General features: G+C 67.3%; 14 protein-coding genes. 6 read left to right on the plus strand and 8 right to left on the minus strand.

The features are described 5' to 3' along the window. Positions 1 to 34: 34 nt before the first annotated feature. Positions 35 to 2230 carry a catalase/peroxidase HPI gene (katG, locus tag ACWW1C_RS14575; protein ID WP_455984086.1) on the minus strand — a complete coding sequence of 732 codons (2196 nt, stop codon included), beginning with the start codon at positions 2228 to 2230 and terminating at the stop codon, positions 35 to 37. A 32-nt stretch (positions 2231 to 2262) separates the two neighbouring features. After that, positions 2263 to 2712, minus strand: coding sequence for a Fur family transcriptional regulator (locus ACWW1C_RS14580; RefSeq protein ID WP_455984087.1), 450 nt, complete (start codon positions 2710 to 2712; stop codon positions 2263 to 2265). A gap of 352 nt (positions 2713 to 3064) precedes the next feature. On the opposite strand from ACWW1C_RS14580, the gene ACWW1C_RS14585 reads away from it, so the two are divergent. Beyond that, the gene (locus ACWW1C_RS14585; RefSeq protein ID WP_455984088.1) at positions 3065 to 4144 is read left to right on the plus strand and encodes a GGDEF domain-containing protein; all 1080 of its coding nucleotides are present in this window, start codon (positions 3065 to 3067) and stop codon (positions 4142 to 4144) included. On the opposite strand, the gene ACWW1C_RS14590 is transcribed toward ACWW1C_RS14585, so the two are convergent. Both ACWW1C_RS14590 and ACWW1C_RS14595 read right to left on the minus strand, forming a co-directional pair. Continuing rightward, entirely contained in the window at positions 4134 to 4823 is a 690-nt protein-coding gene (locus ACWW1C_RS14590; RefSeq protein ID WP_455984089.1) for an Rv0518 family GDSL lipase, read from the minus strand. The genes ACWW1C_RS14585 and ACWW1C_RS14590 overlap by 11 nt on opposite strands. Before the next feature lie 39 nt (positions 4824 to 4862). Then, entirely contained in the window at positions 4863 to 6080 is a 1218-nt protein-coding gene (locus ACWW1C_RS14595) for an acyltransferase family protein (protein WP_455984286.1), read from the minus strand. 214 nt (positions 6081 to 6294) lie between these two features. Here ACWW1C_RS14595 and ACWW1C_RS14600 point away from each other — a divergent pair, with 214 nt between their 5' ends. Continuing rightward, a complete protein-coding gene (locus tag ACWW1C_RS14600; RefSeq protein ID WP_455984090.1) occupies positions 6295 to 6591 on the plus strand; it encodes a hypothetical protein in 297 nt (98 codons plus the stop codon). A gap of 146 nt (positions 6592 to 6737) precedes the next feature. Then, the gene (locus ACWW1C_RS14605; RefSeq protein WP_455984091.1) at positions 6738 to 7889 is read left to right on the plus strand and encodes an alkaline phosphatase family protein; all 1152 of its coding nucleotides are present in this window, start codon (positions 6738 to 6740) and stop codon (positions 7887 to 7889) included. A gap of 59 nt (positions 7890 to 7948) precedes the next feature. On the opposite strand, the gene ACWW1C_RS14610 is transcribed toward ACWW1C_RS14605, so the two are convergent. Then, positions 7949 to 8170, minus strand: a complete 222-nt coding sequence (locus tag ACWW1C_RS14610; protein ID WP_043392134.1) for a hypothetical protein — start codon at positions 8168 to 8170, stop codon at positions 7949 to 7951. 180 nt (positions 8171 to 8350) lie between these two features. On the opposite strand from ACWW1C_RS14610, the gene yaaA reads away from it, so the two are divergent. From yaaA to ACWW1C_RS14625, 3 genes are all read left to right on the plus strand, one after another. After that, entirely contained in the window at positions 8351 to 9097 is a 747-nt protein-coding gene (gene yaaA / locus ACWW1C_RS14615; protein WP_455984092.1) for a peroxide stress protein YaaA, read from the plus strand. Between the two features lie 172 nt (positions 9098 to 9269). Further along, the gene (locus ACWW1C_RS14620) at positions 9270 to 10244 is read left to right on the plus strand and encodes a TerC family protein (RefSeq protein WP_455984093.1); all 975 of its coding nucleotides are present in this window, start codon (positions 9270 to 9272) and stop codon (positions 10242 to 10244) included. 51 nt (positions 10245 to 10295) lie between these two features. Beyond that, positions 10296 to 11213 (plus strand): alpha/beta fold hydrolase, encoded by a 918-nt coding sequence (locus tag ACWW1C_RS14625; protein WP_455984094.1) that lies wholly within the window; start codon positions 10296 to 10298, stop codon positions 11211 to 11213. Between the two features lie 15 nt (positions 11214 to 11228). Here the strand turns inward: ACWW1C_RS14625 and ACWW1C_RS14630 are convergent, their stop codons facing one another. Genes ACWW1C_RS14630 through ACWW1C_RS14640 form a run of 3 tightly spaced genes read right to left on the minus strand, consistent with a single transcriptional unit; the run spans position 11229 to position 15637 of the window. After that, on the minus strand, positions 11229 to 12530 hold the full coding sequence (locus ACWW1C_RS14630; protein WP_455984095.1) for a competence/damage-inducible protein A: 1302 nt from the start codon (positions 12528 to 12530) through the stop codon (positions 11229 to 11231). A gap of 43 nt (positions 12531 to 12573) precedes the next feature. Next, entirely contained in the window at positions 12574 to 12792 is a 219-nt protein-coding gene (locus ACWW1C_RS14635; protein WP_455984096.1) for a hypothetical protein, read from the minus strand. A 34-nt stretch (positions 12793 to 12826) separates the two neighbouring features. After that, the gene (locus tag ACWW1C_RS14640; RefSeq protein ID WP_455984287.1) at positions 12827 to 15637 is read right to left on the minus strand and encodes a glycosyl hydrolase 2 galactose-binding domain-containing protein; all 2811 of its coding nucleotides are present in this window, start codon (positions 15635 to 15637) and stop codon (positions 12827 to 12829) included. Between the last annotated feature and the right edge of the window lie 153 nt (positions 15638 to 15790).

Here is a 15790-nt window from a genome sequence, read left to right on the forward strand (position 1 = left end):
AGCCCGGCGGCTCACGGGGTACTGAATCAGGTTGTTACTGGACGTCGAACCGGTCGGCGTCCATCACCTTGGTCCACGCTGCGACGAAGTCCTTGACGAACTTCTCCTTGTTGTCGTCCTCGGCGTACACCTCGGCCAGCGCCCGCAGCTGCGAGTTCGAGCCGAACAGCAGGTCGACCCGGCTGGCGGTCCACTTCGGCGCGCCGCTGGTGCGGTCGGTGCCGACGTAGGTGCCGTCATCGGCCGGCGACGGGGCCCACTTGGTGGCCATGTCCAGCAGGTTGACGAAGAAGTCGTTGGTCAGCTGACCCACGTTCTGCGTCAGCACGCCGAGGTCCGAACCACCGTGGTTGGCGCCCAGCACGCGCAGACCACCGATCAGCACGGCCATCTCCGGCGCCGACAGGCCCAGGAGGTTGGCGCGGTCGATCAGCCGGTACTCGGACGGCAGGGTGTCGCCCTTGCCGACGAAGTTCCGGAATCCGTCGCCCTTGGGCTCCAGGTAGGCGAACGACTCCACGTCGGTCTGATCCTGGCTGGCGTCGCCGCGGCCCGGGGTGAAGGGCACCGCGACGTCGAAACCAGCTGCCTTGATGGCCTTTTCGACGCCAACCACGCCGCCGAGGACCACCAGGTCGGCGAACGACGCACCGGTCGACGACGCCTGCTGGATCTCCTCGAGCTTGCGGATCACCTGAGCCAGCTCGTCGGGCTCGTTGACCTCCCAGCCGAGCTGCGGCTGCAGCCGGATGCGGCCGCCGTTGGCGCCACCACGCATGTCGCTGGAGCGGAACGAGGCCGCCGCCTTCCATGCGGTGTTGACCAGCTGCTGCACCGACAGGCCCGATTCGGCGATGGCGGTCTTGAGGGTGGCGACGTCGGCTTCGGACAGCGACTTACCGGCCGGGGTGACGTCCTGCCACAGCCACGTCTGCTTCGGCACCAGCGGGCCGAGGTAGCGCACCACCGGACCCATGTCGCGGTGCAGCAGCTTGAACCACGCCTTGGCGTATTCCTCGGCGAGCTCCTCCGGGTGATCCAGCCAGCGCTTGGTGATCTCGCCGTAGATGGGGTCGAACCGCATCGACAGGTCGGTGGTCAGCATCGACGGGTGGGTCTTGCCGGTGCCCTGTGCCATCGGCACCGAGTTGGCCCAGCCGCCATCCTTGGGCTTCCACTGGTTGGCACCCTGTGGGCTCTTGGTCAGCTCCCACTCGTTGCCGTAGAGGATCTCCAGGAACGAGTTGTCCCACTTGGTCGGGGTGTGGGTCCAGGTGACCTCGAGGCCACTGCTGACGGCCTCGTTGCCGACGCCGGGGTTGGCCCAGCCCAGGCCCATCGCCTCGAGCGGCGCGGCCTCGGGCTCGACACCGTTCTCGATGTCCGTGGCGCCGTGGGTCTTACCGAAGGTGTGGCCACCGACGATCAGGGCGGCGGTCTCGACGTCGTTCATCGCCATGCGGCCGAAGGTCTCGCGAATGTCGATGGCGGCGCCCAGGTAATCCGGATTGCCCTCGGGGCCTTCGGGATTGACGTAGATCAGACCCATGTGGCTGGCGGCCAGCGGGTTCTCCAGCTTGGTGCGGTCGGTGCCCGCGTAGCGGTCCTGCGAACCCAGCCACTCGTGCTCGGCGCCCCAGTAGATGTCCTCCTCGGGCTCCCAGAAGTCCGGGCGGCCGAAGGCGAAACCGGCGGTCTTGAAGCCCATGTGCTCCATGGCCCGGTTACCCGCGTAGACGATCAGGTCGGACCAGGAGATCTTCTTGCCGTACTTCTTCTTCAGCGGCCACAGCAGACGACGCGCCTTGTCCAGGCTGACGTTGTCGGGCCAGCTGTTCAGCGGGGCGAAGCGCTGCATGCCCCGACCGCCACCACCGCGACCGTCCTCGACGCGGTACGTGCCTGCGGCGTGCCACGACATGCGGACGAAAAGCGGGCCGTAGTGGCCGAAGTCGGCGGGCCACCACTCCTGCGAGTTGGTCAGCAGCTCATCGAAGTCGCGTTCGAAGGCCTCGAAGTCGAGGGTCTTGACGGCCTCGCGGTAGTCGTAGCCCTCGTCCGTCGGATCGATCGCCGGCGGGTTCTTCTGCAAGATCTTGAGGTTGACGGCATTGGGCCACCAATCCCGGTTGCTGCCACCCTCGACAGGCGGCTTGATGCGCATCGGGCAACCGCTTTCGGCGGGCTCGGTCTGTGCTTCTCCGATCGGAGGGTGAGTTTCCTCAGGCACTGCACTTCCTTTCGAGGTGAATTGAGCTGCGATCACGGATGTGATCGTGAACTTGTGGCTGCCGCGCAGTTGGGGCAGACGCCCCAATAGATGACTTCGGCCTCGTCGACGACGAAACCGTCGAGCACGCCGTGACTGTCCGAGGGCGTCAGGCACGGCGCTTCCCCAGTGGCACAGTCGATATCGGCGATGGTGCCGCACGAACGGCACACGACGTGGTGATGGTTGTCGCCCACCCGGGTTTCGTACCGGGCCACCGAACCCGAGGGCTGGATACGGCGGATCAGCCCGGCAGTGGTCAGCGCGGCCAGCACGTCGTACACCGCCTGGCGGGATACGTCGGGCAGGATCGCGCGGACAGCGTCGAAGACGCTTTCCGTATCGGCGTGCGGACGGCCGGACACCACCTCGAGTACCGCGAGGCGGGGCCGCGTCACACGGAGATCTGCGGAACGCAGCTGCTCCGTGTAGTCGGTCGTCACGTGTCCACTTCTACGCGCTTTTTTGGACTGAGTCAAGACTTGTTGGTGATGTGTGTCACGCGAATTCGTGGCGGGAAGGCCGGCACGGCTGCCATTCACCGAGGTCAAAGCCGTTGTTCCGCAGACACTTTAAGCGACCCTGCACGCACCCGCAGCGAAATCGGTCAAACCCGTCAACTGGTGCGTTTTGTTCGCCGACGGACGCAGCACCTCAGGCTGAGCATCTACACAGAGTTTGCCGACGGCCGCCAAAACCACGCCGTCCGATTGTTAATCTGCTGCATATGCAACGCAGCGTGACGTGTCGCCCGGTTCGCCGGCCGGCTGCCGCGGGACACCTCCGGGTACCCGCATGACCGCTGCCGGACTGAATCACTACTACTGGCTCACCTCGCTGCTCGCGACCCGCGGCCTGCAGACCAGAACCTGCCGCGTGATCGCCGCGCTCAACGCCGTGCTCGGCATGGTTCCTGTGCTGCTGATGGTCAGTCCGGCGGGCCCGCACGGACCGGTGCGGCAGGCGGTCGCCATCGCCATCGGGGTCTTCGCACTCGGCGTGGGTGCTGTCTGGCTCCGCCATTCCTGGCCGTCTCAGCGGTTCTCCGCGATCTCGGTGACCCTCGGCTCGATCCCGATGAGCGCGGCGTGCCTGATCATGTCGGACCCCATGCTCGGGCTCCTGTCGACCAGTGCATTCATCTTCTCGAGCGGCTACGTGGCGTTTCTGCACCGCCCCAGCGTGCTGGCCGGTCCGTGGACGCTGGGCGGGCTCACGCTGGGGTACCTGGCGATTCGGATCGGAGCGGACGACCCGGCGCTGGCCGCCTGCGCCGTCGTGATCATCGTGCTGCTCAACGTGTTCGTCTTCTTCACCTGCCGGGTCGCGATCGGACTGAGCTCGACGGACATCCACCACAGCGAGATCGAACCGCTGACCGGGATGCTTAACACCGACGGCCTGTATTCGCGCGCCGCGAACCTGCTCGCCGCCCGCAACCGGCAGGACGATCGCCACATGGTGCTGGCCGTGGTCAGCATCGACAGCTTCCCTCTGCTGACCTCGATGTCCGGGCCGCGCCGCGCCAACCGGGCCCGCATCGACGTCAGTCAGGCACTGCGGGAGACGGTGCGCCGCAACGCGATAGCCGCGCACATCTCCGACAGCGATTTCATCGTCGCGGACACCTTCACCACACCCGATGCGTCGCCGTTGATCGACCGCATCCAGGGCGCCATGAAGTCCACCCCGTCAAGGGTGACGGCGAGCATCGGGGTGGTGGTCACACCACTGGCCCCGCTGACTGTGCACCCGCCCGAGATCGTCATCGACGCGCTGTTGGCCGCCGCGGCAGCCGCCATGGAACATGCCCGCGAGGACGGCGGGAACGACGTCCGCTACGACGTGCGGGACGACCTGCCGATCAACGAGTAGGCAGTTCGGACCTGATCCGCGGCGCGATGAGGCCGGCCAGGTAGTCGTGGCCGGCGTCGGTCGGGTGCACACCGTCGGGCGCGATCAGGTCCGGGCGGTCGACGAACCAGCGCTCGGCAATCGGGTCGACGAACGTGGCACCGGTCATGCCGGCCTGCATCGCGAGCACGTCACGGATCTGCAGTACCGCGGTCGGCACGTCGGCTGTCGGCCAGGGCGGGCCGATCACCAGCAGCTTGGCGCCCGGGGCCGTCGCGCGCGCCTGGGCGAACGCGTCGTGCGCCATGCCCGACAGCTGTAGGAGATCGACGCCCTGGTCGTTGCGGGAGCCGAAGAACACCACGAGCGCGTCGTCGGGACGCACGGCCCGCGTGGTCAGGTCCCGGAAGATGCTGCCGTGGTCGCCGCGCACGACGTACCCGGCGCGGCCCTCGGCGGCCACGTCCTCGGTGATCGGGACCCCCCAGGCATCCAGGTTCCGCCGCGCCTGCGTCGTCCAGCTCCGCGGACCCTGGCCGCCGAAGTTCGTGCCGTTGGTGTACGAGTCGCTGATCACCGCCACGCGGTCGGGCGTCGCGCCCGGGCGCACGTTCCGGTACGCGTGTGCCGGACCGGGCGCACTCACCACGGACACCGCGCACAGCGCAGCGGTCAGCAACAAGGTGGTCAGATGGCGCACTACTCTCCCATGATCACTTGGTGGTACGACGGATTCCGGTCAGCCCGCCCGCTCGGCGCGCTCGACGTCTTCGTCGTCGTCAGATATCGCCTGCAGTTTACGTTGTCCCGCAACAACTTTCGAGTCGTCTGCCGGGCCTACCATGCGGCGCATCCAGTGCCGAGCCGGTTCTTCGACGTAGTGGAACAGCACCACCGCGCCGGCGAGAGAGCCGGCCAGCAGCGCCATCACGATGAACTTGGTGCCCCAGCTCGGCAACATCTCGATGCGGTACTGCGCCGCGGCCCAGTTCCAGCCTTGGTGCACCAGCTCATGGACCATGTAGAGGCCGAACGACACCTTGCCGCCGTAGACCATGACGCGGGTCGACAGCAGCGCGGGCAGGTTTCCGGTGCCGACCGACAAGGCCACCACCAACGGCAGGAAGAAGACGTCGACGAGGCCGAAGTCGTCGCGGATCGTCGGGATCGGATGCGCGTCGAACCAGTACACGAGCCCCACGATCAGGGCCAGCAACACCGCCGACAGGACGCCGGCGACGGTCCGGGCACGATCGGTCATATCCAGCTTGCGGACCGCCGCGCATGCCAGTGCGCCGGCCGTGAACTGCAGGACGATGCGCGGCAGCCAGCTCCACGGGGTGTAGAACTCGCCCGTGGCGGCCAGGAAGAGCAGCGGCGGCAGCGTGACCGCGAACGCCAGCCACAGCAGGGAGCGCGCCCGGCTGGCTCGCGCGACCCGGAAGAGCACGATGACCAGAAGCCCGAACAACAGGTAGGCCAGCCATTCCGCGCTGATGGACCAGGCCGGGCCGTCCCAGCTGGAGTTGTCGAAGTACGGCACGACCCACAGCTGGACCAGGAACAGCTGGCGCAGGTAATTGGGACCGGTGAGGGTGGCCGCCTCGGGCGACGGGAAGTCGCCGACGTTGAGGGTGAAGATGATCCACGCCACGGCCAGATGCATGGTGACCAGGTAGACGGGCCAGACGCGGGCCAGCCGCAGCCACAGGAAATGCAGCGTCGCGCGGGTCGACCAGGCCGGTCCCATGCGCTCGAGGTAGTTCCACGTCAGGACGAAGCCGCTGAGGATGAAGAACAGGTCCACGCCCTGCGCGCCGCAATCGAGAATCGGCGCGAGCGCGTCGCTCAGGGGCGGTGACGCCTGCTTCAACAGCGGACGGAAGTGGAACAGCACCACCCACACTGCGGCGACGATGCGCAGGCCGGACAGTGCCTTGATCTCACCGCTCGGCACAACACTCATGACGGGGAAAAGGGTAACAGCGACAGCGACCCGGGCCCTGATCGGAAACCTGTGACTTTCTTGGATGACACCCCGATCCGCGGGATACCGGCCCGCAATTCGGTTGTCGACCAAAAGGCTCGTTCAGCCGTAACGCTCCTCACAGAAATCGGTTCGAGGCTGCCTGAGGCTGGAATATCCAGCTTCCGGAGAGCATTCTGTAGACATGCTAATTAGGCGGAAATTCACGACATCAGCGGTCGCCGCGGTGGCCGCCACAGCAGCGATAGTTGCCGCTCCGGCGGCGGCGATCACGCTCTCCGGAAGCTTCGGCCCGGACCGAACTGTGGTTGCCGACAACGGCTACGGCGGACCTGACGGTCAGGGCGGCGGCGGTGGCTGCGGCGACGGCGCGAACTGGCGCGGCTGCGGTGGTTGGAGCCCCGGCACCGGCGGCTTCGGACACGGTTGCTTCAACGGCATCTGCGGCGGCTGGGACGGCAATCGCGGCTGGGGCGGATAGCCCTACTCGGCGCATTTGCTCGCGTCGCCCGATAGGCGCATTGTGCCTATTCACGGCGCCGAATAGGAATACGCGGTAGATGCGAGTGCCGATTCCCGTTCGGTAATTGCATTTACATCGCACGGGATATCCCTAAGCTCGCGGCCATGGATCTCCCGAGCCCGCAGCCCGATGCGCTGCACCTGGCCGACGTCGTGCCGGCCGTGCTGGCGGCAATGGGTGTCGCCGGCGCGCAACTCGACGGGGTACACCACCACATCGATCTGCCCGGCGGCATCCGTGGCGCGTGCGTGCTGCTGATCGACGGCCTCGGCGCCCAACTGCTCGACACCTACGCCGACGACGCGCCCGTGCTCGCGGCTCTTCGCGGCCGTCACCTGCGCGTCGGCTACCCCTCGACCACCAGCGCGGGTCTGGCGGCGGTGGGCACCGGCAGACGCTCGGGCGAACACGGCCTGGTGGGTTACTCGTTCCGGATTCCCGACCACGGCGTGGTGAACGCGCTGCGCTGGACGCCACATCCGTTCGGCGCCGATCTGCGCGACGTGCTCGTGCCCGAGGATGTGCAGCCCCTGCCGACGACCTTCGGTCAGGCCACGGCCGCCGGCATGTCCGTGAGCGTCATCTCCGGTGCCGAATTCACCAACTCCGGACTGACCCGGGCGGTGCTGCGCGGCGGGCAGTACGTCGGGGTACATCGGCTCGGAGACCTCGCCGCCCGCGTGCAGCAGGCCGTCGCCGACGGCGGTTTCTGCTACGGCTATCACGCCGACCTCGACATGCTCGGCCATCTGTACGGCGCGGGGTCGACGGCGTGGCGGATGCAGTTGCGGCAGGTCGACCGGCTGGTGGAATCGATCGTCGACACCTTGCCGGCCGGTGGCCTGCTGGCGGTCGTCGCCGACCACGGCATGGTGAACCTCGCCGAAGCCGACGTCGTCGACATCGATTCCCGTCCCGACCTACTGGAAGGTGTCGTCGCCGTCGCCGGGGAGGCCCGGGCGCGGCACGTCTACGTCGCCGACGGCGCAGCCGAATCGGTCGCCGACAGGTGGCGAGAAACGTTGGGCGCCAAGGCCTGGGTCCGCACGAAGGAACAGGCCATCGCAGAGGGCTGGTTCGGCGCGCGGGTCGGTGACGCGGCCAGGAGCCGCATCGGCGACGTCGTGGCGGCAGCCCGCGACAACGCCGGATTGGTACGTCGGACGGTCGAGCCCATGGAATCCGCCCTGATCGGCCAGCACGGGTCGTGGACAGATGCCGAGCAGCTGGTCCCACTGCTCATCGCTGTTGGTTGAGCGCTCGGCCGGCGAAGATTCGGTTGACGCAGACTCGATTGATGGAGAAGGGAGCCGGACTATTCCGGCTTCAGATGCGCGTCGTCGGCGAACACAAGAGTTCCGCTGTCCAGCAGGACGGCCCAGCGGCGCGCCGCGTCGACAATGTGGTTCTCGCCGACATCGACCGAATAGCCCGCATGATCGCCGTAGTCCTCGACGATCACCCCACGCACGTCTTTGGCGTCGCCACGGTTGACGCGAACCCGCATGTCAACGGCGAACTTGGCGTTCCTACCCATAACCACCCCAGCATTTCTGGTAATCACCGCAGGTACGGAACCTCGGCCCACCGACCTCTGCCCCGACGTCAGTAGGTACCGAACTTTAGGCCACCGCGACCACAGCGGCAAAGCAAACACCCCTGATTGACAGGTAGATGGTACGCGTCGTACCAATGAGCGTCGGCTACCGTCTTCGCCGTGATCGTGCTGCTGCCGCCCTCGGAGACCAAGCGCCCAGGTGGCGACGGACCGCCGCTGCAGATGGGCACGCTGTGTGTGCCGGAACTCACGCCACTGCGGACGGCTCTGGTCGACGAGCTCGTCGAGCTGGCAGCCGACCCGGAAGCCAGCCGCAGGGCCCTCGCCATCTCCGCTTCGCAGGACTCCGAGATCGAGCGGAACGCGCAACTGCGCAACGCCGCGACGATGCCGGCAATCGAGCGCTACACCGGCGTGCTGTACGACGCGCTCGACGTCGGCTCGCTGAAAGGCGCGACGGCGACGCGTGCCCGGGCCCGCCTCGCCGTCGGATCTGCGCTGTTCGGGCTGCTGCGCGCCGACGACATGATTCCCGCATACCGGCTGTCGGCCTCGTCGAAGCTGCCGGCCGGCGGCACCCTGGCCAGCAGGTGGAAGCCAGCCCTGGAACCGGTGTTGGACCAGCTTCAGCAGCAGGAGTTGATCGTCGACCTGCGGTCCGGCTCGTACGAAGCGCTCGGCAAAGTCCCCGGTGCGGTGACGGTCGACGTCTACACCGAACACGCCGACGGCCGCCGGACCGTCGTCAGCCACTTCAACAAGGCCCACAAAGGCCGGCTGGCGCGGGCACTGGCCGGCAGCCGGGCCGAGCCGAACGACGCCGCTGCCGTCGCCGCCGTCGCGCGCCGCGCCGGGATGCGCGTCGAACGCGACGGCGCGCAACTGACCGTCTTGGTCACTGCGTGACCGTGGCTGTGCGGCAGGCACGACAGCCGTCTGCGATAATGGCTCCCGAGGGGAGTATTCCTTCGCCACAGTGTCGTCATCACGTTGTCCAACGTCGGGCAGCCGGTGCTGTGGGCCGCTGCGGCGGTGGTAGAGACCTCGGTCGTTTTCTGACGCCCGGAGGCACCCTCGCATGAATGTTTCAACGCTCGAATGGTCGATCACCCTCGGGGTGACGATCGCCGTACTGCTCTTCGACGTGGTGGTGATCGGCCGCCGCCCACACGAACCGACGACACGTGAGACCGCGGGCTACCTCGCGGTCTACATCGGCCTCGCGGTCGCCTTCGGTATCTGGGTGTGGCAGTTCCACGGCGGCCAATACGGCGTCGAGTACTTCGCCGGCTGGCTCACCGAGTACAGCCTCTCGGTCGACAACCTCTTCATCTTCCTGATCATCATGGCCAGCTTCAAGGTGCCGAGAATCCTCCAGCAGGAGGTCCTGCTGATCGGCATCATCCTGGCGCTGATCTTCCGCGGCATCTTCATCGCCCTTGGCGCCGTTGCCATTTCGCAGTTCTCGTGGATCTTCTACCTCTTCGGCGCGTTCCTGGTGTACACGGCCGCAAAGCTCATGCGCGACACCGAGCACGACGACGACGCAGAGAACTCGATGGTGCGGTTCGCCCGCAAGTACCTCAAAGCCTCCGACCAGTGGGACGGCAGCAAGCTGCACACCGTGGTGAACGGCAAGCGGGTCCTGACCCCGATGGTCCTGGTCATCATCGCGCTCGGCACCACCGACCTGCTGTTCGCGCTGGACTCGATCCCGGCGATCTACGGCCTCACCCAGGAGCCCTACCTGGTGTTCACCGCGAACGTCTTCGCACTGATGGGTCTGCGGCAGCTGTACTTCCTGCTCGGCGACATGCTGAAACGACTGGTGTACCTGTCGCAGGGCCTGGCCTTCATCCTCGCCTTCATCGGCGTGAAGCTGGTCCTGCACGCGCTGCACGAGAACACGCTGCCGTTCATCAACGGTGGCGAGCCTGTCCACGTGCCGCAAATCCCGACGCTGCTGTCGCTTGCGGTCATCATCGTCACGCTCATCGTGACGACGGTGGCGAGCCTGTGGAAGACGCGCGCCGACGCGCGCAGCGCGAGCTAGTCGCAGGCCGCCGCCGGTCGGCGGCGGAAATCTGCGTGCAACAATTCGGACATGGTCATGTCGATCGATCGCCCGAAGCTGGAAGGCAACATCGCCGTCGGCGAGGACCGCCAGATCGGTTTCGCCGAGTTCGGGGATCCACAGGGACGAGCCGTGTTCTGGCTGCACGGGACGCCCGGCGCGCGCCGGCAGATCCCGACCGAGGCCCGTGCCTTCGCCGCCCGCAAGAACATTCGGCTGATCGGCATCGACCGACCCGGCATCGGGTCCTCGACGCCGTACCAGTACGAGAACGTGCTCGGGTTCACCGAGGACCTACGGACCATCGCCGACGTCCTCGGCATCAACCGGTTCGCCGTGATCGGCTTGTCCGGCGGCGGCCCGTACACGCTGGCCACCGCGGCCGCCATGCCCGACCGGGTGGTGATGGCCGCGGTGCTCGGCGGTGTCGCGCCGTTGATCGGCGAGGACGGCATCAGCAGCGGGCTGATGGAGCTGGCCAAGATCGTCCGGCCCATCATCGAGGTCGCCGACACCCCCATCCGCTGGGTGGCCGGGTCGCTGATCAAGCTGATAGGGCCGTTCGGCTCCCCCGCCCTCGACCTGTACGCCCGGATTTCGCCGGACGGCGACCGGAACCTGCTGAGCCGTCCGGAGTTCAAGGCGATGTTCCTCGACGACCTGCTCAACGGCAGCCGCAAACAGCTCGCGGCACCGTTCGCCGACATCGTCGTGTTCGCCCGCGACTGGGGCTTCCGCTTGGAGGACATCAAGGTGCCGGTGCGCTGGTGGCACGGCGATGCCGACCACATCGTGCCCTACGCCCACGGCGAGCACGCGGTGGCGCGCATTGCCGATGCCCAGATGTACACGCTGCCGGGCGAAAGTCACCTGGCGGGTCTCGGTGTGCCCGAGGACATCCTGACCAAGATTCTCGAGGTCTGGGACGCCGACCGGGCCGCGCAGTAGGGCCGTCGGCCGTGGTCAGACGGTGACAGGCTGACCGCTGAGCACCCGGCGCAGCATGTGCATGGCGACGGTCGTCGACCGCTCACGGATGTCCGCGCGGTTGCCCGGCAGGTGAATGGTCCTGGTGTGGCTGCCGCCACCGGCCAGTCGCACGCTGAAACACACTGTGCCGACGGGCTTTTCGTCGCTGCCGCCGCCGGGGCCGGCGATCCCGGTGATGCCCACGGCGACGTCGGCGCCGAACCGCTGCAGGGCACCGGCCGCCATGGCCTCGGCGACCGGTTCGGATACCGCGCCGTGGGTCGCGATCAGTGCGGGGTCGACACCCAGCAACTCGGCCTTGGCCTCGTTGGAGTACGACACGACGCCACCGGCCAGGTAGGCCGACGAGCCCGGCCGGTCCGCCAGCCGCGCGGCCAGCAGGCCTGCCGTGCACGACTCCGCCGTCGCGATGGTCCGGCCCGAAAGCAGTTGCGCCACTTGATCGTCGACCAGCGCACCGTCTTCGGAGAAGACATCGTGCGGATGACGCTCACGCAGCAGCGTGGCAAGTTGCCGGTAGCTCTCGGCGGCGCCCGGTTCGTAACGGGTGACGATCTCCAATTCGCCACGTCGCAGGCACGTCGTGATTTCCAGGCCCCCGAAACCGGGTACCAGGGTCTCGGCCTCCCGGAGGGTTTCGGCCAACCCCGACTCGGGCAGCCCGAACATCCGGATCGTCTCCTGCCGGTAGACGGTGCGCCCGGCGATCGCACGCTGGGCCGTCGCGGTCTCGATGGCGCGGGTCCACATCGGCTGCAGCTCGCGAGGCGGCCCGGGTAGCACGATCACCGTCGGCGCACCCCCGGTCCGCGTGACCACCACGCCGGGCGCGGTGCCGACGGGGTCCAGGATCTCGACGCCGTCGGCGCTGTCCCCCATCGGCACCAGTGCCTGTTTGCGGTTGGCCGCCCGCACGGCGTCGAAATCGGCGCCGGGGAACCGGCCAATGAAAGACCGCAGGATCTCCGCGATGCGCTCCTCGAGAGGCTCGTCGAGCACCAGTTCGCGGCCACAGAATTTTGCCACCACCGCGACCGTCATGTCGTCGGCCGTCGGCCCGAGGCCGCCGCTGGTGACGATCAGGTCGACGCCTTGCGCCGCAAGGAAATTCAGTTGGGACTCGATGTCCTCGGGCCGGTCGCCGCAGATGGTGATGTGGGCGAGCTCGACGCCGAGTTCCAGCAGCCGATCCGCCAGCCACGGTCCGTTGAGGTCCTGGACCCGGCCGGTGAGAACTTCGGTCCCGGTCACCACGATGCCCGCACGCACGCCCATGGCGATCACAGTACGACGCCGCGGCGTGGCGCCGCGGAGTGAGTCAGCCCGCCAGCCAGGCGCGCACCGTGTCGAGGTCGCGCGTGTAGTTCTCCATGATGTCGTCCTGGAAGCGCGAGCCGCCGCTGATCGCGTCGTCGCCCTGCCAGATCACGCGGACCCGGGACGCACCACGCAGGTAGACGTCGACGCGGTCGTCCGTGTGGCGCTGCCACCCGCTTTCCGCGGTGCGCTCGGCCAGTGCGGAGCGTTCGTCAGCCATCTATTTCTCCTTCGCGTCGGCTCACCATCTTGTCTCATGCACCCGGCCGCGGAACCCTCGGTACCGCATCGGGCGCAGCGGGCCGCACATCCGGCTCGGCCAGACCGGGGTCGGCGACCGCGGCCCGCGCGGCCGCGTCGGCAGAATCCCGCGGTGCGGGACCGCCCGTCACCGGGACCGTCACGGGCGGCGTGTTGTAGCCGCCGACCCGCACCCAGCCCGCGTTCACGCCGGGTTTCGGCACCAGCCCGCGGACATGCGCGGTCTCGCCCGGGTACACCGTCACGTAGTTGTCGCTGTACTCGATGGGCAGGATTTCGTCGGCGTCGGGAGCGGTGGTGAGTTCCGCCCGCTCGAAGAACGCGACCTGCTTGGTCGGGTTCCGCAGCGTGATGTCGACGACCTGCTGGCCATCGCCGTTCACCGAACCGGCGGCACTGACCTCCAGCCGGGACTTGGTCATGTAGTTCAGCGGTGTCATATCGGCCCAGCCGGTCTGGTGCAGCTCGAAGGCCACGTCCTTGCGGGGATCGCCGATGTCGTCCTGCTGCGACTGCCAGTAGTCGTTGTCGGCGATGACCTCACCGACGGGGTTCAACAGTTCGCACCGGACGAAGAACACGCGGGAGTCGGGCACTTCGCGCGGCAGCGTCATCGCCACCGCGGCAGCACCCGAGACGACGTCGTACGGATCGCTGGTGCGGTCGTCACGAACGTTCCCGTTGAGGTCGTACACCCGAGTACGAACCCGCAGTCCGACGGCGTTCTCCGGGCTCTGGTTGGTGATGCTGATCTTGGCGGTGCTGCGGTCGCCCGTGGCATACGAGTCGAAGGTCACCGACAGCGGTTGCAGGCCCTTCTTCGCGCCGTAGTACGCGCCGCCGGGCCGCAGGTAGTAGTCGAAGATGTTGCCGAAGAACGACGGCCAGTGGTTGTTGAGCATCCAGTAGATCGTCATCTTGTGGTCCGCCCAGCCCAGCGCGGCGAAAGACTCGAACTGTGCCCGCGTCGCCTCGTAATGGGCCAGCTGGGCCTTGCGGGTGAATTCTTCAGCGCCACTCGAGGATCCGTAGCGCTGCACGACGGCGTTCCGAATGCTGGCGAGCGCTTCGTTGCCCGGGTTGGAACCGGCGTGGAAGTACCACATGTCGTTGATCGGCCAGAGCTTGTCCGGCGGGATGAACTTGCGCAGGCTCGCGAACGGCGGGATGTGCTCGTTGTCGCCCTGCTCGGCCGACGCGCCGCGCGCGGCGGCGTAGTCGCCGTCGAACCAGTACGACGGGGGCCGCCATGTGTAGGGACCGGCCATCTGGATGCCGTCCCAGAGCCGGTTGCCCTGCGCATCGGTCGTGTAGGACGACACCGTGTCGACAACGGCATTCTGCCAGTGCAGCTTTCGCAGAATGTCGTGGTACTGCGCGAGGATGTCGGCCGGCGGATGACCGTCGCTGGCGTTGGCCCACACGAACGCCGACGCATGGGAGCGCAGCATCATGATCTGCGAGCGCAGGCTGTCCTGCGCGACCCGGTGGTCTTCCTGGCCCCACTGCGGCCACTTCTCCCACTGGTTGCAGCACATCCAGCCCACCATCAGTGGGATGCCCAGTTCGTCGGCCTGCTCGATGAAGCGCGCACCCGGAATCTTCGATTCCATCCGGATCATGTTGAGACCCAGATCTTTGACGTAGCGCAGAATCGCAGTGTCCCGGTCGGGATCGTCGCGGTACAGCAGGTCCGGGGTGTAGGTGGCCCCGCGCGCCAGGAAGTCGCGGCCGTTGACCTTCAGGTAGAAGTTGCCGCCGGAACCCAGCTGCGGAAACTCCTCGCTGCCGTCACGGCCCTGCTCGATGGACCGGATGCCGAACCGCTGCTTGAACTCGTCGGTGGCCTGCCCGTACTGCAGGAACTGCAGCCGCAGGTCGTACAGGTCGGGCTTGCCCATGGTGTACGGCCACCACAGGTCGGGATGCGAGACGCGCAGCGCCTCGTAGTCGGTGGGGCTGAACGTGACGTCGCGGCTCTCCCCCGGCCCGAGCGACACCGGTCGCTCGATGTCGATGTCCGCCTTGCCCGCGCGGGTGATGGTCGCGCGCAGGACACCGTTGACCCGTTCGCCCGAATAGTTGGTGAGGCCCGACCGGACGCTCAGCTGCGCGCTGTCGGTCCGCGGCAACGGCAACTGGCTGTTCACGGTGGCATCGGTGATCGCCACGTCGCCGGACATCTTGAGGGTGACCGGCTTGAAGATGCCGGCATTGCGGTCGGACACGAACGAGTTGCCGTTGGCCGGGTTCTTGCCCGGGCCCTGATAGCCGAGGTAGTTCCAGTTGATCCAGTCGAACCAGCTGTCGGCCAACTCCACACCGTCGACGTCCTGCAGTGCCCGCTCGGGCGTGACCTTGACGGCGAGTGTGTTGGTGCGGCCTCGGTCGATCCATCTCGACACGTCCAGGGTGTGGTCGACGTACATGCCCGCAACCTGCCGGCTGTCGGCGATCTGATGTCCGTTCAGCCAGACCTCGGCCCGGTAGTTGATGCCCGGGAAGTTCAACCGGTAGGTGGAGTGCCCGGACGGTGCGACGAACGTCGTGCGGTACCACCAGTCCTGCTTGTACAGGTCCTGCGGCACCTTGGTCAGCAGGTTGTCGCCGTAGTACAGGTCGGGGTAGGTGCCGTCGTCCTGGAGCGCCTGCAGGACCGTCGCCGGCATGTGCCGCACCTGGTGCCAGCCGGCGCCGGAGGCGGGGAAAGCGTCGAGACTGAGCTGCGCTCCGGTGGCCACCATGCCCTGCGCGGAGGCCAGCTGCCAGCCCTGCGCGAGCTCGACCTCGCCGGCCGGGCTCATGGGCTTCAGCAGGCGCGGCAGATCACCGGTGCACGCGAAAAGCAGCACCAGGGAAATGACCGCACCCAGCACTGCACCGCGGCGCAACTCGGTTGATATAGCCCTGCTCCCTCCGGAAACGTCAGCATCTGAACGCGCTTCTACAACCGAATG

This window comes from Mycobacterium sp. HM-7 (assembly GCF_053852335.1).